The following is a 20681-nucleotide window of genomic DNA, read 5'->3' as shown; positions in this document are numbered from 1 at the left end:
GTCGTCCTTCATGTCGTCCTTCCGTCGGCGGTCACGCGGAGCACCCCGTCCAGGTGGGCGAGCACGCCGCCGACCTGCTCGGGCACCAGCGGGCAGCCCCAGACCGCCCGGTGCAGCCGCCCGACCCGGCGGCGCAGCAGTTCGCGGGCCCGGGCCGGGTCGGGCACCGGAACGGGCGCCCGGGTGAGGGCGAAGGGCGGTCCGGCGGTGCGGCCCGGCACGCCCGAGGGCAGGGTGACGAGCAGTTCGGCGAGCGGGCGGAGCACGCCGTTCATCACGTCGATGGCGGCGTTCATCAGCACCGAGCGGCGCAGGCTGGGGCTGGCGGGCTCGCCGAAGTGCTGCACCATCAGCTGGGCCATCAGCGCGTAGGCCTCGTCGCAGAGCCGGGCGATCCCGCGGGCGGTGGGGTCGGTGATCTGCTGCTGGTTGCCGCCGGGGCTGTACCGGGTGGGGTTGCGCAGCACCGGGTAGCCGAGCTCCGGCAGGCCGGGCCCGGGGCCCGCGCCGAGCCGGTCGAGCAGCTCGGCGACCCGGCGGAACGCCTGGTGGTGCGACTCCTCGCCGCCCTCGCCCGGTTCGTCCACGGCGCCGCCCTCGCCCTGTTCGGTGACGAAGTCGATGGCGAACAGGGCGCTGGACAGGTCGTCCACCTGGAGCTGGTAGTCGGGGTGGACGGAGTTGACGGAGCGTCGCAGGAACACGTGGTGCTCGCCGCCGGCCCGCCGGCCGGCCCGGTCGAACAGCTCGGGTTGGCGGACCAGTCCGTCGCGGATCGCGGCGTACAGGCCGCTGAGGGTGTCGGAGGCGGTCGGGGCCAGGGCGGCGCGGTCGCCGTAGCGCGGGTCGGGGAGGCTGCGGTCGGGCTGTTCCAGGGTGATGAACCGCTGCACGCTGCCGGCCGTGAGGCCTTCGAGCGAGAGGTCGAGCGGGATCCGCAGCCGCTGGTTGAGGGTGGCGAAGTCGATGGCCGGGAAGCGGAACCGCTCGCCGATCGCGGTGAGCACGTTGTTGACCACCAGGAAGTGGGTCATCTCCTCGCGGGCCACCCGGAGCAGGGTGCTGCGGATGCCGTGCTCCAGGGTCTCGCCGCCGTCCCCGCTGACCAGCCGCAGCCGCTCGGCGGTCCAGCCGCCGGGGCGCAGGTAGCCGAGGCCGGCGCCGTGGGTGGGCAGCGAGTAGGCGGCGTACAGGTACTGGAGGGTGACGGCGAGTTCGACGGTGACGGCCTCCCAGAGCGCGGCGACCAGCTGCGACCGGGTGCCGAGCGCGGCCGGGGCGCTCGGCCGGGCGGGGGCCAGGGTGAGCAGCGCGGGCGGGGTCTGCAGGGCGCGCAGGTAGCGCAGCAGCAGCCGGGACTTGGGCTCGCTGAGGTCGCGGGTGGGCGGCATGTAGTAGGTGCGGGACTTGTTGCGCGGGTCGCACATCTGCCAGATCAGCCGGGCGTAGGTGTCGACCCGGGCGCGGTCGGCGAGGCTGAAGACCTCCTCCTTCATGAAGCCGGAGGTGAGTTCGTAGAAGGCGAAGACCTCGCGGTGCAGCAGGTCGAAGGTGAGCTGCTCGGCGGGCAGGTCGTCGAGCCGCCAGTCGTCGGGCAGCACCCGCAGGGCGAGCCGGCCGGCGCCGGACCAGTAGCCGAGCGCGTCCTGGTCGTCGTAGGCGCGGGCGGCTCCGGCGGCGCCGGTGGCGCCCCCGGGGTCGGGGATGTCCTCGGGCAGTTCGGCGTCCGGGGGTGCGAGCAGCAGCCGGGCGCAGCCGGGCCGGGCGCCCCGGACGGTGAACCGGCCCAGTCCGTCGGGCCCGGTGTCCAGGGTGCACTCGCCGGACCAGTCGGCGCCGTCGGCGCGCAGCCGGGCGACCTCGGCGGGCGGGTCGAGCGGCCGGGCGCGCGGGTTGGGGTACTGCCGCACCCGGATGCCGCGGACGGCGGCCGGCCGGCCCCGGACCAGCGCCCGGACGGTCACCTCGGCGTCCCACTCGCCGTCCCCGGGGTGCCGGGGGTGGTCGAGGACGAGGGCGGCCGGGTCGGCCTGCACGTTGGTCTCGCGCTCGCGCAGCGCCACCCGGCGGCCGCCGTCGGGCTCGATCCGGTCGAGCCGCAGCGGCTCCTCGACCTGGTCCCGGCCGCTGTGCCGGGGCAGCGTGAGCACGGTGCGCGGCAGCGGGTCGGCCAGCGTCGCGAGCAGCCGCCCGGTGCGGTCGGCGCGCAGCTCCCAGTGGCCGGCCCGCCCGGGCTCGGGTGCGGGCGCGGCGAGCAGGTTGAGGCCGACGGTGCGTTCGCCGATCTCGGCGGTGAGCTGGCGCGGCCCGGGCGCGGGGGCGACGGCGGTGAGCAGCCGACCGGCGGGGTGGCCGGCCGCCTCGCCGGGGTACCAGGGGGCGATGGTGCCGTCGAGCCGCCAGCTGACGGGGCGTCCGGTGGGCAGCGGGCCCGGCTGCGCGTTGAGCGCGAACTGCACCACCAGCCCGGCCGCGGCGCCGCCGTCGACGAGTTCGCGCAGCCGGGCGACGGTGGGCGAGGGCTCGGCGGACGGCCAGCCGAGCCCGGCGGCGGGCACGGCGAACTGGTGCACGGAGCGGACCGGCAGCCGGGGCACCGGGCTGGGGCCGGGCGGGAAGACCTGCCAGTGCGGCGGCTGGTAGCCCGTCACCTCGCCGGTGCACAGGTAGCCGACGTCGTGCGAGCGACCGAGCCGGCCGAAGCAGAGCTGACCGATCATCAGCGTGGTGGTCCAGGAGGAGGACGGGTCGACGTCGAAGACCCGGGCCCGGTTGGCGGTGGTGGCGAAGTACTCGTTGTAGTGGCCCCAGAAGTCCACGCTGCGGCCGAGCAGCGGCTCGGGCCGCTCGGGGGCCGGCTCGACGGCCGTCACCGCGGCGTCCACGGTGAAGTGGCCGCTGGCGGCGAAGTGGGCGCCGGGGGCGGTGCGCAGGTCCAGCCGGTCCAGCTCGCGGTGGTACTCGGCGGCCGGGCGGTGGTGCGGGAACCGGTGGCCCTCGGGGGTGAGCACGGTGTTGTCGGCGAGGTCCAGCAGGCCGGTGCGCAGGCCGGTCGGCAGCTGGGTGGTCGCGGTGCCGGCGAAGTGCAGCCGGGGCAGGTCGAAGACGCTCACGCACCCACCTCGCAGGGCTCGTCGGCCGCCAGCGCCGCGGCCGGGTAGCGGTGGATCTCCCGGACGGCCTGCTGGGCGGACTCCACGGCGCCCTCGATCCAGGCCGGGTGGCTGGAGCAGTGCTCGCCGGCGAAGAACAGCCGGCCCTGCGGCCGGGCCATCCGGATCCGCTCCTCCTCGCAGGCCTCGGCGTCCTTGCCCCAGCGCACGGCGGCCGCGCCCCGGGTGGACGGCTCGCTGCCCCAGACCTGGTCGGCGACGGCCAGCACCATGCCGGGCCGGCGCAGTTCGGGGTGGACGGCACCGAGCTCCTCCAGCACGGCGGCGATCCGGGCCGGGCGGCTGAGCGTGCCGAGCCGGTCGGCGTCCTGGCCGATGGTGTAGCTGGCCAGCAGCGCGGCGCCGAGCTCCGGGTCGCCCTCCAGCGGCGGGTAGTAGGTCTGCCGGATCAGGCCGCCGGTGAAGGAGCCGCCGCCGGTGATGCCCTCGCGGGCCCAGAACGGCTCGCGGCAGTGCAGCGCGACCTTGGTGGCGTTCCAGTAGCGCTGGTCGGCGATCGCGGCGAGCTTCTCCTGGTCAAGCCCGCGCAGGTCGAGGGCGCGCAGCACGGTGAACGGGATGGTGCAGAGCACGTAGTCGCAGGACCTCGTGCGGGTGCCGAAGCCGTGCCGGATCCGCAGCCGCACCTCGCGCTCGCCGAGCTCCAGGCCGGTCACCTCGTTGCCGCAGTGCACCGGGCCGCGGATCCGCTCGCGCAGCCGGTGGGCCAGCTGGTCCAGGCCGCCGGCCAGCCGGAGCAGGGTGGCGCCGGTCTCGTTGACGATGTCGTCGACGAAGCGGTAGAGCCGGCCGCGGCAGCCGGCCCGGATCTGCGGGTGGTCGGCGAACAGCGCGCGCAGGTCGAGCAGTTCGCCGTGGCCGGGGGCGCGCACGTAGCGGTCCAGGTCGATCCCCTCGACCAGGCCGATCAGCTCGGCGTCCAGGCCCCGGCCCACCGCGTCGCGGAAGTCGCCGGGGGCGAGCGCGTTGACCCGGACCGCCATCCAGGCGCCGAAGAGCAGCATCTGCGGGCTGTACCCGCCGGCGCCGGGCAGCCGGCCGCGCAGCTCCTCGACCAGGGTGGCGGAGGCGTCCCGGATCCGCTGGTGGCCGCGGCTGGTCTGCACGTAGGCCGCCTCGTCCTGGAAGAGCGTGGTGAACTCGCGCAGCCGGTCGGCCAGTCCGAGCGCCTGGAGGTAGCCCATGGTGCGGTGGTGGGTGGCCGGTATCCGCATCGCGCCGAGCTCGACCAGCGGGCCGGGGCGGCCGGGCACGAAGCGGTGGGTGCGTATCCGGCCGCCGACCTCCGGGTGCCCCTCCAGGACCACCACCTGGTGGCCGAGCCGCTCCAGCTCGTAGGCCGCCACCAGACCGGCCACGCCGGCCCCGATGATCGTGACGCGCTTGGCAGCCATGCCTTCCCCCTTCGGTCTGCCGACCGGGTCCGACCGCCGCCGGGCCGGGTCGTGCGGAGCGCTGCGGTCGGCTGGATCCTCCGACCATCTGGCAATTGTCCGAAAGGTCGTCCTTCGTCCGCATCCCCCGTTCTGGTGGACTCCCGGTCTCCGCCACCCGTTCGCTTCACCCGTTCGCGCCACCTGACGGTCGGTCACCCCGCACGTCCGAACGGTTTGCGATGGCGCGTACCCGAACGACCCGTCATCGCGGACATCCTGTGAGTGTCGGCGGGCCCACCCGGCCCCGCAGCCGACGACCGTGCCCGGAGGAAGGAGCAGCGATGGCACCGAGCACGCCCGGTACACCCGGGGCGACCAACGTGGCGAGCACGTCCAGCACGTCCAGCACGGCGGGCGCCGCGAGCACGGCCGGTGCCGCGATGCCGCCGCCGCTGGAGCGGGCGGTCTACGGGCTGCTCGCCACCCGGGCGCTGGAACTCGCGGTGCGGCACGGGGTGTTCCGCGAGCTGGCCGAGCACGGACCGAGCACCGACGGCGAACTGGCCACCGCGCTCGGCCTGGACCGGGACACCCTGGGCCGGCTGCTCACCCTGCTCCGCTCGCTGGACCTGCTGACCGCGGACGGCGGCGGCCGGTACGCCGCGCCCGCGCCGGTCCGCCCGTTCCTGGACGGCACCGATCCCCGGTTCCTGGGCGGCTTCCTGCACCACCTGGTGACCGAGACCGCCGGGCAGCTGGACCACCTGGAGGCCTGCCTGACCCGGGGCAAGGCGGCGGCCGACGCGGCCCGCCCGGAGCCGTTCGCCCGGATCTACCGGGACGAGGAGGCCACCGGCCGGTTCCTGGACGCCATGTGGCAGCTCAGCTTCGACGTGTCCGGCGAGCTGGTCGAGCTGGCCGGCATGGACCAGGTCCGCCACCTGGTGGACGTGGGCGGGGCGGGCGGGCCGTTCGCGGTGGCGGCGCTGCTGCGCCGGCCGGGGCTGCGGGCCACCGTCTTCGACCTGCCGCAGGTCGAGCCGCGGTTGCGGCAGGCCGGACGGCGGTACCGGCTGGGCACCCGACTGGCCTTCGCCCCCGGCGACTTCCACCGGGACGAACTGCCGCCGGGCGACTGCCTGGCCTTCGGCTACATCCTGTCCGACTGGCCGGACGAGGTCTGCCTGGAGCTGCTCCGCAAGGCGCACCGGGCCCTGGCCCCGGGCGGCCGGGTGCTGGTCATGGAGCGGCTCTTCGAGGAGGACGGCTACCGGCCGCTGGCCACCGCGGCGATGAACCTGTCGATGCACGCCGAGACCCACGGGCGGCACCGCACGGCCGCGGAGTACCTGGGCCTGCTGCGCCGGGCCGGGTTCGCCGACTGCGAGGTGCACCGGACCGGCCGGGAGAAGCACCTGGTGCTGGGGCACCGGTCCGGCACCGCGATCCACCCGCCCGGGCGGTGGTGGTGAGCCATGGCCGAGCGGGCAGCCCTCCCCGGGCGCGGGGAGGAGATACTGCGGATGCAGAGCGCGCTGGGCCGGGCGGCCCTGAGCGCGGCGCAGCGGGAGCGGCTGGCCGACTGGTACGAGGAGGCGAGCCGGCCGGCGGACGGCGCGGCCCGGGGCCCGGGGCTGGGCCCGGGGCTTGGGCTGGACCTGGAGCCTGGGCTCGACCTGGAGCTGGAGTTGGACGAGCGCCAGGTGGTGGCGCTGCTGACCCGGCCGTTCAGCCGGCGCCCGGACATCCCGGAGTACTACCGCTACACCAGTCTGCACGTCTACGACTGGTTCCTGACGCTCTACCGGCAGGATCCGCTGGAGGCCGGGCTCACCGCGATCCGGGCCACCCTGGTGGACCTGGCCGAGCGCGAGCGGGCTCCGCTCACGCTGCCCGGCTACGGGCCGGCGGAGGCGGCCGAGCGGCGGGCCCGGCTGGCCGAGCTGATCGGGGAGTTGGACCGGCTGCTGACCCCGCCCTGGGGCGCGGCGGACCAGCGGCTGGACCGCCGGCTCCAGGTGCTGGTCCGGTGCACCGGGCTGCCGCAGTCGGCGGTGCACCACGAGCACCTCTTCCTCCGCTCGGTGCACGCCTGCGAGGTGGCCTTCTTCCTGACCCGGTGGAGCGCCTGCCGGGCGGTGGTCGCGATAGCGGCGGGCGACCGGGAGGCGGCGCTGCGGCACACCGGGCGGACCGCCGACTGCGCGGAGCTGCTCAGCGGGGTGCTGCGGGTGCTGCGGACGCTCTCGCCGGAGCAGTTCCTCAGCTTCCGCGAGGCCACCGGCGCGGCGAGCGCGGTGCAGTCGCTCAACTACCACCTGGCCGAGCTGGCGGTCTACGGCTACGACCCGCGCAAGGCCGGGATCTTCCTGCACCTGGGCCACCTGCGGCAGCTCAACGAGCAGCCGCTGCGGGACCTCTGGCCGCTGCGCGCCGCCATAGCCGCGGCCCGCGATCCCGAGCTGACCGCGGCCCTGGGCCTGGTGGAGCGCTCGCTGCTGGTCTGGCGCGGCCGGCACTACGGCTTCGGCCGCAGCCACCTGCCGCACGAGGTCAAGGGTTCGGGCGGAACCGAGGGCGCCGGCTACCTCAAACGGATCGTCGACAAGGAGATCTGCACCACCGGTCCGCCGGCCCCGGTCCCCGAGGCGATGTTCCGCTTCGCGCTCTCCTGAGGCACCGTGGTATCCCTGATTGGCAAACATTCTGACGGAGCATCAACTCCGTTACTGGACAAGCTATTTGACTATCCCCACCATTCCAATAATTCGAACAGCCATTCCGACGAGAGGACTCCCCCGACCATGACCACCGCTCCCGTGATCAACGCCGCGCTCGCCCGCCGGATCCTGGACGCCGCCCTGGCCCAGGCGGCCCAGCTCAACGTCGCCGTCGCCGTCTCGGTGGTGGACGCCGGCGGCAACCTGCTGACGACGGCCCGGGCCGACGGCGCGACCTTCTGGGCGACCACCGTGGCCACCCACAAGGCGGTCACCGCCGCCGGCCTCGGCGTTCCCACCAACGACTTCGGCAAGGTCGCCGCCGGCGACCCGGTGCTGCTCGCCACCATGGCCGCCCAGCCGGGCTTCGCGCTGCTGCCCGGCGGCATCCCGATCTTCGCGAACGGTGCGATCGCCGGCGCGATCGGCGTCGCCGGCGGCACCCGGGGCGAGGACCAGCCGGTGGCCGAGGCCGGCGTGGAGGCCGCCAACGGCGGCTGAGCCGGACCGCCCTGCTGACAGACCAACCGACCGACCGACAGACCGGCCGACTGATAGGCCGACAGATCGGCCGACGGACCGGCCGACTGATCGACTGACAGATCGGCCGACGGATTCGGGCGGTGCGCCGCGCGGCGCACCGCCCCCGCACCCCGACCCGGGAGAAACTCGACCTCATGCGCGTATCGGTGATCGGCTGCGGCCACCTCGGAACCACGCACGCCGCCGCAATGGCGGAGCTGGGGCACGAGGTGATCGGCATCGAGCTGGACCAGGAGAAGTGCCTGCTGCTGGCCGCCGGGCAGGCGCCGTTCTTCGAACCGGGGCTGGCCGAGCTGCTGGCCCGGCACACCGCGAGCGGACGGCTGCGGTTCAGCGACCAGCTGACCGACGCGGCCGGCTGGGCCGAGCTGCACTTCCTCGCGGTCGGCACCCCGCTCGATCCGGACGGCCAGGGCTACCAGACCGACCAGGTGGTCGGCGCGGTCCGCTCCCTGGTGCCGCTGCTGCACGAGCCCTGCACCATCGTCGGCAAGAGCACCGTCGCCGTGGGCACGGCGGAACGGCTGCGGGAGATCGTGGAGCAGCTGGCCAACGTGCCCGGCATCGAGCTGGTCTGGAACCCGGAGTTCCTGCGCGAGGGCCGGGCCGTGGAGGACACCCTGCGGCCGGACCGGATCCTGGTCGGCCTCGGCTCCCCGGAGGCGCGCAAGGCGGTCGAGGCGGTCTACGCGCCGATCCTGGCCGCCGGCGGCACCGAACTGATCGTCACCGACCCGGCCACCGCCGAGGTCGCCAAGTCGGCCGCCAACGCCTACCTGGCCGCCAAGATCTCCTTCATCAACGCGATGGCGGAGGTCTGCGAGCTCACCGGGGCCGACGTCACCGAGGTGGCCCGCACCCTCGGGATCGACCAGCGGATCGGACCGCTCGGGATGCGCCCCGGCATCGGCTACGGCGGCGGCTGCCTGCCGAAGGACCTGAGCGCCTTCACCCACCGGGTGCGGGAGTTGGGTGCCGGTGGGGCGACCGAGCTGCTGGCGGCGGTGGACACGGTGAATCGGGGCCGGCTGGAGGCCGCGGTGGCGCTGGCGGAGCGCGCCGCCGGCGGGTCGCTGGAGGGGGCCAGGATCGGGTTCCTCGGCGCCTCGTTCAAGGCCGGCACCAGCGACGTCCGGGACTCCCCCGCGCTCCGGCTGGCCGACCGGCTGCACCTGCGCGGCGCCGTGGTGGTGCTGCACGATCCCCAGGCGCTGGCCGGCGCGCACCGGGCGCTGCCGGTGGTGCAGTACCGGGAGACGGCGCTGGAGGCGGTGGCCGGCGCGGACCTGGTGGTGCTCGGCACCGACTGGCCCGACTACGTGACGGACCCGCAGTTCCCGGCCCGGGCGGCCGGGGCGGTGCGGCTGCCGATCCTGGTGGACGTGCGGACGGCGGTGGACCCGCTGCCCTGGCTGGCGGCGGGCTGGTCGGTCTGGCAGCTCGGCCGGCCGGCCCAGCAGCCCACCGTCCTGGACCCCACCCCGCCGGGCGGCGCGTAGCCGGACAGTACGTTGTCCGCATGATCCACATCCTCGTCACCGGCGGCGCCGGGTTCATCGGCTCCGAGTTCGTCCGCTCGCTGCTCGCCTCCCGGCCCGGGGTCCGCGTCACCGTGCTCGACAAGCTCACCTACTCCGGCGTGGCGGCGAACCTGGCGCCGGTGGCGGGCCACCCCGGCTACGCCTTCGTCCGCGGCGACATCTGCGACCCGGTGCTGGTGGACGAGGTGATGGCGGGTCAGGACGCGGTGGTGCACTTCGCGGCCGAGTCGCACGTGGACCGCTCGATCGCCGGCGCCGAGGAGTTCGTCCGGACCAATCTGACGGGCACCCAGGTCCTGCTGGACGCGGCGCTGCGGCACGGGGTCGGCCGCTTCCTGCACGTCTCCACCGACGAGGTGTACGGCTCGATCGCCACCGGCGCCTGGACCGAGGAGCAGCCGCTCGCCCCGAACTCGCCGTACGCGGCGAGCAAGGCGGGCTCCGACCTGCTGGCGCTGGCCCAGCACCGCACGCACGGCCTGGGCGTGGTGGTCACCCGCTGCTCGAACAACTACGGCCCGTACCAGTTCCCGGAGAAGCTGATCCCGCTCTTCACCACCCGGCTGCTCGCGGGCCGACCGGTGCCGCTCTACGGGGACGGGCACCAGGTGCGGGACTGGCTGCACGTCTCCGACCACTGCCGGGCGCTCGCGCTGCTGCTGGAGGGCGGGCGGGCCGGCGAGGTCTACCACGTCGGCGGCGGCACCGAGCTGTCCAACCGGGAGCTGACCGGGCTGCTGCTCGCGGCCACCGGGACCGGCTGGGAGCTGGTCGAGCAGGTGGCCGACCGCAAGGGCCACGACCGCCGCTACGCGCTGGACGGTCGCAAGATCCGCGAGGAGCTGGGGTTCGAGCCCCGGGTGCGGTTCGAGGACGGGCTCGCGGCCACCGTCGCCTGGTACCGCGAGCACCCGCAGTGGTGGCAGCCGCTGCTGGAGCGGGCGGCGCTGGAGTGACGAGCGACCACAAGTCGACAAATCGTCAGAGTACGGGCACCAGCGTCGGAACCGCCGCCAGCAGTCCCCGGGTGTACTCGTGCCGCGGCGACTCGTAGACCTGGTCGGCCGGCCCCTGCTCGACGATCCGGCCCCGGTGCATCACCGCGATCCGATCGCTCACCTGGCGCACCACGGCCAGGTCGTGGGCGATGAAGAGCAGGCTCAGCCCCAGTTCGCGCTGGAGCTCGCCGAGCAGCCGGACCACCTGCGCCTGGGTGGAGACGTCCAGCGAGGCGACCGGCTCGTCGCAGACCAGCAGCCGCGGGCGCGGCGCGAGCGCCCGGGCGATGCCGACCCGCTGCCGCTGACCGCCGGACAGCTCGTGCGGGTAGCGGCCCTGCCAGTCGGGGTCGAGCCCGACCCGCTCCAGCAGTTCGCCGACCGCCCGGCGCAGTTCGCCGCCCGTCGGACGGTCCAGCAGCCGCAGCGGTTCGGCCACCGCGTCGCCGATGGTGCGCCGCGGGTTGAGCGAGGAGAGCGGGTCCTGGAACACCATCTGCAGGTCGCGGCGGAGCGGCCGCAGCTCCCGGGCGCCGGCCCGGGCCAGGTCGCGCCCGGCGAACTCGATCCGGCCGGCGGTCGGCTCCAGCAGCCGGACCAGCAGCCGCCCGAGCGTGGTCTTGCCGCTGCCGCTCTCGCCGACCACACCCAGCGACTCGCCGGCCCGCAACTCCAGGTCCACCCCGTCCACCGCTGGCAGCCGGGCCCCGCGGAACTCCTTGCGCAGGCCGCTGACCCGGAGCAGCGGCTCGCCCGCCGACTCACCCGACGCCGCGCCCGACGCCTCGCCCGCCGGCGGCACCGCCTCGGTGCGCCGCTGGTCGATCCGGGGCACGGCGGCGAGCAGGGCCCGGGTGTAGGGCTCGCGCGGGGCACCGATCACCTGGCCCACCGGTCCGTGCTCGACCGCCCGGCCGCCGTTCAGCACCAGCACCTCCTCCGTCGCCCCGGCCACCACCGACAGGTCGTGGCTGACCAGCAGCATCGCCATGCCGTGCGCGGCCCGCAGCTCGGCCAGCAGCGCGAGGATCTGGGCCTGCACCGTGACGTCCAGCGCGGTGGTCGGCTCGTCGGCGATCAGCAGGTCGGGGGCGCAGGCCAGCGCCATCGCGATCAGCGCGCGCTGGCGCATGCCGCCGGAGAACTCGTGCGGGTGGGCGCGGGCCCGGCGCGCGGCGTCCGGGATGCCGACCTGGTCGAGCACCCGCACCGCGCGCTCCCGGGCCGCCCGGCGGCCGGCCCCGGTGTGCAGCCGGTAGACCTCGGCGATCTGGTCGCCGACCGTCCAGAACGGGTCCAGGGCGGAGAGCGCGTCCTGGAAGACCATGGCGGCCTTCGGTCCGCGCAGCGCCCGCAGTTCGGCCTCTCCGGCGGTGGTGACCTCGGTGCCGGCCAGCCGGATCGAGCCGCTGACCCGGGCGCCGCCGAGCAGGCCCAGCAGCGCGGCCGCGACGGTGCTCTTGCCGGAGCCGGACTCGCCGACCAGACCGAGCGAGCGGCCGGCGCCGAGCGTGAAGGAGAGCCCGTCCACGGCGGTCGTCGCGCCGTAACGCACCGTCAGGTCCTGGACCCGGAGCAGTTCCTGCTGCTCGGTCCGGTGTTCGTCCTGGAGCTGGGTCATCGCAGGACCACCCTCGGATCGGCCACGGCGTAGAGCACGTCGGCGACGGCGTTGGCGAGCACGATGAAGAAGGCGCCGAACAGCGTGACGCCGACCACCACCGGGAGGTCCACCTGGTTGACCGCGTCCACCAGCAGCCGGGCCATGCCGTCGAAGCCGAAGACGGCCTCGGTGAGCTGGGCGCTGCCGATCAGGCTGCCGAGGTCCTTGGCGAGCATGGTGATCAGCGGCGTCAGCACGCCGCGCAGCGCGTGGCCGACGACGATCCGGCGCTCCGTCAGCCCGTAGGCGCGCACGGTGCGGATGTGCTCCTCGGCCAGCGTCTCCAGCAGCAGGCCCCGGCTCATCCGGGCGTAGTTGGCGGCGAAGACCAGGGCCAGCGCGAACCACGGCAGGGCCAGGTTGGCGGCCCAGCCCGCCGGGTCCTGGGTGAGCGGGACGTAGGAGGGGAACGGGAGCCAGCGCAGGTAGGCGCAGCAGAGCATCATCAGCAGCAGGCCGGTGAGGAAGACCGGCGAGGCGATCCCGGCGAGGGTGAGCCCGGTGAGCGCCCGGTCCAGCAGCCGGCCGCGGCGCAGCGCGCCCAGTGTGCCCGCGCCGACCCCGAGCAGCAGCCAGATCACGGCGGCGCCGATCGCGAGCGAGCAGTCCACCGGCAGCCGCTGGGTGATCATCGGGAGCACCGGCTGGTCGGTCTGGAAGGACCAGCCGAAGCAGGGCGCGGCGCAGTGCGTGCTGTCGCTGCCCGCGTCGTAGGTGCGCCCGACGACCAGGCCGCGCAGGAACTCCCAGTACTGCTGCCAGAGCGGGCGGTCGGTGCCGAGCTTGTGCCGCACCACGGCCAGCCGGGCCGGGTCGCACCCCTTGCCGCAGACCAGCCGGGCCGGGTCGTGCGGGGCCGCGTAGAAGACCAGGTAGACGACGAGGGAGAGGACCAGCAGCACCAGCGCGGTGCTGACGGTGCGTCGGAGCAGGAAGCGGATCACGCCCTCGCCCCGTCCCCGGGCTGACGGTCCGGCAGCTGCGGGCCGGCGCCGAGCGCGCGCGGCGGCCGGCCGAACGGGCGGGGGCGGTCGGTCGGCCGGGTCCGGCCGGTGGACCGGGACCGGGCGCCGACACGGTGGGCGGAGCGGGGGTCCAGGGCTCGCCGCAGGCCCTCTCCGAGCAGGGTGAAGGCGAGCACCGTGGCGAACAGCAGCGCGGCGGGGAGCAGCACGAAGGCCGGGTCGGCGACGTACCAGGTGGTGGCGGAGGAGAGCATCTGGCCCCAGGAGGCGGTCGGCGGGCGGACGCCGACCCCGAGGAAGGAGAGCCCGGCCTCCGCCGTCACGTTGGAGGGCAGCAGCAGGGCGGCGTAGGTGATGACGGGTGCGCCGAGCGCGGGCAGGATCTCGCGGCGGGCGATCCGCCAGCCGCGCGCGCCGCCGAGCCTGGCGGCGGCCACGTGGTCCAGCTCGCGCAGCGTCAGCACCTGGCCGCGGACCACCCGCGCGATGCCGCCCCAGCCCAGCACGCCGAGCACCAGGACCAGCAGCACCGGTCGCGGGAAGCCGGCCGGGACCACGGCGAGCAGCGAGATCGCGAAGACCAGTCCGGGGAAGGCCAGCACCAGGTCCATCGCGCGGCCGAGCACGGTGTCCACCACCCGGTTGCCGAGGCCGGCCGCGAGGCCGAGCAGCACGCCGAGGCCGACCTGCACGGCGGTGGCGCCGATCGCCACGCCGAGCGAGATCTGCGCGCCGTAGACCAGCCGGGCCAGCAGGTCGCGCCCGGTGCCCGGCTCAACGCCCAGCCAGTGCCGCCCGCTCGCCCCGCCCATGCCACCGATCGGCACGCCGCCGGTGGCCGAGTCGAGCAGGGCGTTGTGGTACTCGGTCGGGTTCTGGCCCTCGATCGCGCAGATCAGCGGGGCGGCGACGGCGATCAGCACCAGGAGCAGGGCGAGCACCAGGCCGGCGGTGGCCGACCGGTCGGCGCGCAGGCGCTGCCAGCGGGTGCGGCCGGTGGGGGTAGTGGTGCTGATAGGGCTGGTGGGGCTGGTCGGGTCCATCCGGGGCGCCGTCACTTCACCGAGATGCGGGACAGGTCGTACACCCCGGTCCAGTCGCTGACGTAGGCGTTCTTGACGTCCTTTCCGATCAGCCGCTTGTAGACCGGGTGGTAGAGCGGCACCGTCCACGCCTGCTTGCCGAGCTGCGCGTCGAGCGCGCCCCAGGCGGCCTCGGCCTGGGCCGGGTCGGTGAGCCGGTTGGCGGCGTCGATCGCGGCGTTCACCTGGGGGTCGTTCAGCTGGGCGGAGTTGAAGTTGCCCTCGGGGAGGATCTGCCGGCCGTCGAAGATCGGGGCGAGGAACGGCCCGCCCGACGGCCAGTCGGCGCCCCAGCCGGCGAGGAAGAAACCGGGTTCGGTGGCGGGCGTCTGGGTCTTGGTCTGGTAGTCGTCGTCGGAGGACGAGCCGTCCAGCTTGACCGTGATGCCGGCCTTGGCCAGCGCCTGCTGCACGGCCGCCGCCACGGCCGGCCCGTTGCCGCTGCCCGCGACGCTGTGGCTGAGCGTGATGGTCAGGCCGTTCGGGTAACCGGCCTGGGCCAGCAGCTGCTTGGCCTTGTCAGGATCGCCGTTCGGGCCGCCCGGGAAGTAGTCGTAGGGGGTGTAGCCGAAGGCCGGCTGGTCGGGCAGGAAGGTGGTGGCCGGCTTGGCGACGGCGCTGCCGCCCACCGCGTTGATCACCGCCTGGCGGTCCACCGCGTAGGAGATGGCCTGGCGCACCGCCGGGTTGTCGAACGGCTTCACGTTCGGGTTGAAGGCCAGGTAGTTGGTGTCGCCGAAGTAGCCGGTGGCGACGCGGGACTTGAGCCCGGGGTCGCCGTTCAGCCGGGCCAGCACGCTGGCGTCGATGTCCACGTCGCCGCTGACCGCCCGGGCGTCGTCACCGCTGCTGGCGACCAGCCGCTGGTTGACCACGGCCGGGTCCAGGCCCGAGGTGTAGACGATCCGGTCCGGGCAGGCGAGGCGCTGGTCGTCGACGCTCCTGGACCAGTACGGGTTGCGTTCCAGCACGATCGACTTGCCGCTGTCGTTGCTGACCACCTTGTACGGCCCCGAGGAGATCGGGTGCTTCTGGTAGTCGGTGCCGGTGTCCTTGTCCTTGGGCACCGGGGCGAACTGGGTGGCGGTGGCCAGGAAGGGGAAGTCGCCCTCGGGCTTGGTCAGGTGGAAGACCAGGGTGCTGTCGTCCGGTGTCTCGATGGAGGGCAGCTCGGCCCCCTTGAACGGGCCCTGGTAGGTCGCGCCGCCGACCAGCCAGTCGCGCAGGTAGGGCGGACCGCCCGGCAGCTCGGGGGCGAACGAGCGCTCGATGCCGTACTTGATGTCCGCCGCCTTGATCGGGGTGCCGTCCTCGAACTTCAGCCCCGGCTTGAGGTGGTAGGTCCAGACGGTGGCGTCCTGGCTGGGCTCGCCGGTGTCCGTGGCCAAGTCGGGCACCACCTTGGCGCTGGCCGGGCCCTGGGCGGTGTGGTCCCGGGTGGTGAGGGTGCGGAAGACCAGCGTGGGCACCCGGCCGCCGCCGGAGGTGTACAGCTCGGCCGGGTCGAACTTGCCCTGCCCGGCGTGCGCCAGCACGGTCAGCGTGCCGCCCTGGCAGTGCGCGGGGTCGAACGCACCGCCGGCCGACCCGGAGGCCGTACCACCACAGGCGGTGGCCAGCCCGCTGACCAACACGAACCCGGCAACCGTGGCAACGGCCCTGCGCTTCCTCATGACGGCCTCTCGAACGGTGGGACCGGCGGGGCGTCCGGACATCCGGGAAGCTCACTCGCCAGGGACATGCCGTGAACTCTGCTGGCGCGGTCGAAGAGGGGTCAAGCGGGTGCGGACGACTGCCATGCAGCCGCAATCCTGGGACACATTCGGTGATCTGACGTGATGCCAGGTGTGGGAGTGGGCAAGAGCGACGGGAGGTACGGCGGGCGATCAGGCGGACGGGCCGCCGGCTCAGCCGGTCGGCGTGGCTGCCCCGGCCACCAGCGCTTCACCCAGCTCGGTGCGGGCGTAGAGCACCACCCGGCCGGTCCGGCGGCGGCGCAGCAGGCCCGCGTCCAGCAGCACCCGCAGGTGGTTGCCGACCGAGCCGAGGCCCTGGCCGGTGACGGCCACCAGGTGGGTGGTGCTCAGCGGGTCGGCCAGCAGCAGCAGGATCCGGGCCCGGGTGGGGCCGACCAGCCGGGCGAGGACCTGGCCGTCGGCCCCGGCATCGGTGCCGGACGGGTTCGCGGGCTCGGCGAGCACGCCGCCGGCGGGGTAGACGATGGCGTGGCGCTGGTCGTCCCAGGCGAACCAGCCCTGACCGGGCGTCACCGGGACGAGCAGCAGCGCGGTGCCGTCGAGGTCGCGCGGTTCCTGGTCGCGCAGGGTGATCCGCAGCCGGCTGGCGCCGAGCCAGCGCATGCCGTGGCGCAGCCCGTCCAGCGCCGACTCCCAGCCGCCCTGGGCGAGCCGGGTGGTGCGGGCCAGGATGTCGGACTCGATGATCCGCCGCCGCCGGGGCCAGTCGGGCAGCACGGTGGTCTGCCAGACCCAGTGCAGCAGGTCGGCGGCCCGGCCGGGCAGGTCGTCCCGGTCGAGTACGGGCGGGAGCGGCCCGCGCAGTGCCTCGGCCAGGTCGGCCCGGGCGGTTCCGGGGTCGGTCCGGGCGATCCGGTCGAGCTCGGTGGTGAAGGCCCGCTCGCTGCGTTCCGGGGTGGGCGTGAGGAAGGTGGCGTTCCACGATCCGCCGAGCCCGCCCCGCACCAGCGCCGCGGCCACGGGGTCTGCGGCGATCCGTTCCCGGTAGCGGGGTTGGTGGGCCGTCAGCCACTCCCGCTCTCCGGGGTTCGCGGCCTGCCCGAGGTGCAGCGCCTTGAGGGCCGCTGTCGTTTCACTCAGGGGCGAAACGACGAATCGGCTGCCCGCGAGTGTGTCGGCGTCGATCTGCCACCAGCCCATCGGAACCTCCGTCGCGCGCCCCAGGGATGTTTCGCGTACACGCGAAACGATAGGGCCCGCTGCGCAAAGCTCACGCGGCGGGCAGCCGCCGGACTTCGACGAGGAGCGGTACAAGAAGCGCGACACCGTCGAACGGGCCATCAACAACCTCAAGCACACCAGAGCCGTCGCGACCCGATACGACGAACGTGGACACAGCCACCTTGGCACCGTTAGCGCAGCAGCCCTCGCCAGCTGGCTCCGCAGTGACCGACCGGATGGATCCTATTAGCGCCAGAAGCCGCGTTCCTGCCTGCGCCTGCGCCAGTAGGTGAGGTTGCTCTGGGTGGTGAGGGTGTCGGGGTGGTCGGGTCCCAGGATCCGGATCTGGGCGTTCAGAAGTTCGGCGAAGGTGGAAGCGGCGCCCGTCGCGTTCCCTGCCTCCCCTCGCCAGTGGGCGAAGTTGTGTTGAGTGCTGAGAGTTCTGGGGTGGTCGGGCCCCAGGATCCGGATCTGGTCGTCCAGCAGTTCGGCGAAGGCGAGCGCGGCGTCCGCTGCGCTCCCCGCTTCCCCCCGCTTGTTGGCGAGGTCCCTACGGGCATGGAGGGTGTGGGGGTGGTCGGGGCCGAGGACTCGGACCATGTCGTTGACGAGGTCGATGAAGGCGGGCACAGCATTGGCCGCATCCCCTTGCCCCCGCCAGTACGCGCGGGTGTGTCGAGCCCGGAGGGTGTGGGGGTGGTCGGGGCCGAGGACTCGGACCATGTCGTCCAAGAGTTCCGTGAGGGCGGTTGCCGCACCAGCCGAATCCCCCACCAGCCGCCGCACAACAGCGATGTTGAGTCGGGTACCGAGGGTGCTGGGGTGGTCGGGGCCCAACACTCGGACCATGTCGTCCAAGAGTTCCGTGAGGGCGGTTGCCGCACCAGCCGAATCCCCCGCGTTCCCCCGCCAACGCGCGAGCTCGTGTCGGGTGGCGAGGGTGTTTGGGTCGTCGGGCCCCAGGACGCGGACCAAGTCGTCCAGGATTGCCACGAGGGCGGTGGCGGCGCCGGCGGCGTCTCCCGCCTCCCCCCGCCAGCGGGCAATCTGGTTTCGGGTGGTGAGGGTGTCAGGGTGGTCGGGACCGAGGACCCGGGTCCGATCGGCTGCCAGTTCGATGAAGGCGGTGGCGGCGCCGACGGCGTCTCCCGCCTGGCCTCGCCAGTCGGCGAGCTCGTGTCGGGTGGTGAAGGTGTCGGGATGCTCGGGTCCCAGGACTCGGATCCGATGACTCAACAGTTCGGTGAGGGCGGCGGCCGCGCCAGCCGCGTCCCCCGCCTTCCCCCACCACCGCGCGAACTCGTGCCGCGCGGTGAGGGTGTGGGGATGGTCAGGGCCCAGGAACCGCGTCGTGGTTCCGGTGAGGCGTTGGAAGTGATCGCGCGCAGCGGCGACCTGGCCAGCCTCACCGAGACTGGACCCCACCCGATACAGCACGGTGTGCGCATCGGGATGGTGGAGCACGTCTTCGGCACCTCTGGTGAGCGCAGTGGCGTTGGCGCGCAGCGCGGCGACCAGGGCGGTGTTGCGCTCGATCCTGGGCCACACGGCCAGGAGACCGTCTGCCGCCGTGCAGGCCGCCTGGTGGTGCTGCTGGGGGGTGAGGGTGTCGCAGACAGAGCGCTGGATCAACTGGTGGACACGTACGACGGGATGTGGATCGCCGTCAGGGTCGTGGTCGATCAGGCTTAGTCGGTGCAGCGTCGCCAGGGCCAGCTCGACCTGCCTCGCTGTGACCTTCGGACTCGCACCACCACGCGTTCCGGCACCGCCGTCGGCAACTGCGCTGCTTTCGGCGAGGCGAACGGTCAGATGGGCCAGGATGGGTGGGCTGGTGAGGATGGTGGTGGGGATGGCGTTGGGGTCAAGGTGGGAAAGGAGGTGGAGGAGGGGGCGTGCCAGGCCGGTGGGGCGTTGGGTGTCGGCGTGGTCGATGGACAGGGTCCAGGCGGCGGCCACGGTGTGGGTCTGGCTGTCGGGCAGGGTGTCGGGGGCGGCGTCCGCGAGGGCCTGGGTGCGGTCGGCGAGCAGTTCCCGGTAGGCGGTGATGCTGGTGCGGATGTCGAGGATGTAGGCGGCGGCCTGGGACAGTGCCAGCGGCAGACGGCCCAGGTCTTCGGCCAGGGCGGCGAGTTCGTCCTCGGGTTCGTGGCGGGCGCGGTCTGCCAATGAGTTGGTGAGGTAGGCCAGAGCCTGTTCGGGGGTGAACAGGCCGACCTCCAGCCGGATCCGGCCGCCTTCGGTCAGGGCGGTGTGCCGGCCGCGAGTGGTGACGACGGTGCGGCCGTGTGCGCTGACGGGGGGCCACAGGCCCCGCAGGTCGCCGGGGTTGGCGACGTCGTCCAGGACTACCAGCCACCGGCACACTTGCTGCCCCCGCTTGGGTTCCAGCCAGGCCAGGAACCCAAGCGCTGCCACCTCCGAGTCGTCCGGGGCAGTGCCGAGTACCTCAGCGCAGGCCCGGGCGTAGGCGGCTACGACGGTGGTGCGGTCGGTGGCGGTGATCCAAACCAGCAGGTCCAACTCGCCGCGCTGCCAGGTGGTGCGGGCGTAGTGGGCGGCGAGTTGGGTCTTGCCGACCCCACCCATCCCCGCCAGCACCCCACCCGCGGGCATCTCCGACGGTGCGAGATCAGGGGCTGCGACGATCGTTCCGTCGACGGCCAGCAACTGGTTCAGGTGCTCGATCTCGGTCCGGGCCTGAAACCAGCGCGCCTTGGGCGGGATGATACCGACCTGGTGCGGCCACGCGGCGGGGCCGCGCGGGGCGGCGTACTCGTGACGGTGCTGGTGCAGGTCGAGCTGGCCGATCGAACCGGCCGCGACGCCTCCGTAGCCGACCGCGTTGATGACCAGCACCGTCCGCTGGCCCGATCCGGTTGGCTGGCCAACGCCGGCGCTAGGCCCGGTCGGGCCGGCAGGGACGGCATCAACCCCGGCCGACAGGGCTGGGGCGGATCCGATTGTCCCGTTCGTCGTCCACGCAGCGACGGCGCCGTCGCGTGCCGTGATCGCCACGCTGCCCGCGACGTCCGGGGCGCGGCCAGGCATGACCGCCGCGTCACCTGCGGCGGCGGGGTCATCGGCCCGCAATTGCTCGATCAGCGCCGCCAAGGCGTGGGCGAAGGCGGGGTCGTGTTCGGCGGCGTCCTCCAGGGAGTCAACCAGTCGGCGCCGGGTTCGCTCGGTCGGCCGGGCCAGCCCGGCTCCGGCTTCCTGTGCGGCCCGCGCCAGCGAGGGATCGGCCCCGAGCGCACGCGCCACCAGCTCGTGTAGGCGTCCCAGGGCAGCATCCGGCCCACCGCTCACCCCCGCACTCACCCGCTCGGCCTCGCGCACCAGCCACGCGAATACATACCCGACCGCGGCTTCGATTCCGCCGCCCGCCATCCCCGCTCCCCAGCACGCCGTGACAGTGCATCAGACGCTAGCCCCTAACCGATCCGCACCGCCGCGTCGTTCCCGGAACCGGCAGCATCGCGGTACAGAACCTGGGAGCACCACTGCCAGGCGCTCGACTTGCCCCCGGAGTTCACTCGCGGCCCTTGGCGGGAGCGTGAACAGAGCGTCGTGCAGCTCGTCCCGGGCCCAACCCCCGCCGCAACAGGGGCAGGTGAACTCCGCCTCCCATTGCCTTCACCGGCGCCCCGCGCCGTGGACGCGCACGGACCAACGCTCAGCGCCACCGCCACGATGGGTGGT

Annotated in this window: 13 protein-coding genes; 5 read left to right on the top strand and 8 right to left on the bottom strand. The window is 74.0% G+C overall.

The genetic code is table 11. The annotated features are described in order from the left end of the window. Nucleotides 1–8: 8 nt before the first annotated feature. Nucleotides 9–3113: a ferritin-like domain-containing protein gene (locus FHX73_RS36745; protein WP_145910394.1), complete on the bottom strand. Its 3105-nt coding sequence runs from the start codon at nucleotides 3111–3113 to the stop codon at nucleotides 9–11. Then, entirely contained in the window at nucleotides 3110–4567 is a 1458-nt protein-coding gene (locus FHX73_RS36740; protein ID WP_145910393.1) for a flavin monoamine oxidase family protein, read from the bottom strand. Before FHX73_RS36740 ends, FHX73_RS36745 begins: the two co-directional genes overlap by 4 nt. Nucleotides 4568–4890: 323 nt before the next feature. Between FHX73_RS36740 and FHX73_RS36735 the strand changes: the two genes are divergently transcribed. The 5 genes from FHX73_RS36735 (at nucleotide 4891) to rfbB (ending at nucleotide 10309) form a co-directional block, all read left to right on the top strand. After that, nucleotides 4891–6021, top strand: coding sequence for a methyltransferase (locus tag FHX73_RS36735; RefSeq protein WP_246214113.1), 1131 nt, complete (start codon nucleotides 4891–4893; stop codon nucleotides 6019–6021). Nucleotides 6022–6024: 3 nt separating this feature from the next. After that, nucleotides 6025–7224 (top strand): tryptophan 2,3-dioxygenase family protein, encoded by a 1200-nt coding sequence (locus tag FHX73_RS36730; protein ID WP_211786452.1) that lies wholly within the window; start codon nucleotides 6025–6027, stop codon nucleotides 7222–7224. Between the two features lie 129 nt (nucleotides 7225–7353). Further along, nucleotides 7354–7770 (top strand): GlcG/HbpS family heme-binding protein, encoded by a 417-nt coding sequence (locus FHX73_RS36725; RefSeq protein ID WP_145910392.1) that lies wholly within the window; start codon nucleotides 7354–7356, stop codon nucleotides 7768–7770. 176 nt (nucleotides 7771–7946) lie between these two features. Beyond that, on the top strand, nucleotides 7947–9311 hold the full coding sequence (locus FHX73_RS36715; protein WP_145910391.1) for a UDP-glucose dehydrogenase family protein: 1365 nt from the start codon (nucleotides 7947–7949) through the stop codon (nucleotides 9309–9311). Nucleotides 9312–9334: 23 nt separating this feature from the next. After that, on the top strand, nucleotides 9335–10309 hold the full coding sequence (gene rfbB / locus FHX73_RS36710; protein ID WP_145910791.1) for a dTDP-glucose 4,6-dehydratase: 975 nt from the start codon (nucleotides 9335–9337) through the stop codon (nucleotides 10307–10309). Between the two features lie 25 nt (nucleotides 10310–10334). Here the strand turns inward: rfbB and FHX73_RS36705 are convergent, their stop codons facing one another. From FHX73_RS36705 to FHX73_RS36675, 6 genes are all read right to left on the bottom strand, one after another. After that, nucleotides 10335–11972 (bottom strand): dipeptide ABC transporter ATP-binding protein, encoded by a 1638-nt coding sequence (locus FHX73_RS36705; RefSeq protein WP_145910390.1) that lies wholly within the window; start codon nucleotides 11970–11972, stop codon nucleotides 10335–10337. Then, nucleotides 11969–12958 carry an ABC transporter permease gene (locus FHX73_RS36700; RefSeq protein WP_145910389.1) on the bottom strand — a complete coding sequence of 330 codons (990 nt, stop codon included), beginning with the start codon at nucleotides 12956–12958 and terminating at the stop codon, nucleotides 11969–11971. Before FHX73_RS36700 ends, FHX73_RS36705 begins: the two co-directional genes overlap by 4 nt. Next, nucleotides 12955–14022, bottom strand: a complete 1068-nt coding sequence (locus FHX73_RS36695) for an ABC transporter permease (protein ID WP_145910388.1) — start codon at nucleotides 14020–14022, stop codon at nucleotides 12955–12957. Before FHX73_RS36695 ends, FHX73_RS36700 begins: the two co-directional genes overlap by 4 nt. Before the next feature lie 11 nt (nucleotides 14023–14033). Then, on the bottom strand, nucleotides 14034–15776 hold the full coding sequence (locus FHX73_RS36690) for an ABC transporter substrate-binding protein (protein WP_425461474.1): 1743 nt from the start codon (nucleotides 15774–15776) through the stop codon (nucleotides 14034–14036). Between the two features lie 192 nt (nucleotides 15777–15968). Beyond that, nucleotides 15969–16958, bottom strand: coding sequence for a helix-turn-helix domain-containing protein (locus tag FHX73_RS36685; RefSeq protein WP_145910386.1), 990 nt, complete (start codon nucleotides 16956–16958; stop codon nucleotides 15969–15971). 267 nt (nucleotides 16959–17225) lie between these two features. Continuing rightward, a complete protein-coding gene (locus FHX73_RS36675) occupies nucleotides 17226–20369 on the bottom strand; it encodes a tetratricopeptide repeat protein (RefSeq protein ID WP_145910384.1) in 3144 nt (1047 codons plus the stop codon). Nucleotides 20370–20681 lie beyond the last annotated feature (312 nt).

This window comes from Kitasatospora viridis, assembly GCF_007829815.1.
Lineage (GTDB): Bacteria > Actinomycetota > Actinomycetes > Streptomycetales > Streptomycetaceae > Kitasatospora > Kitasatospora viridis.
Note: the sequence above shows the minus strand (reverse complement) of the source record. Positions and strands in the feature narration are given on the sequence as shown.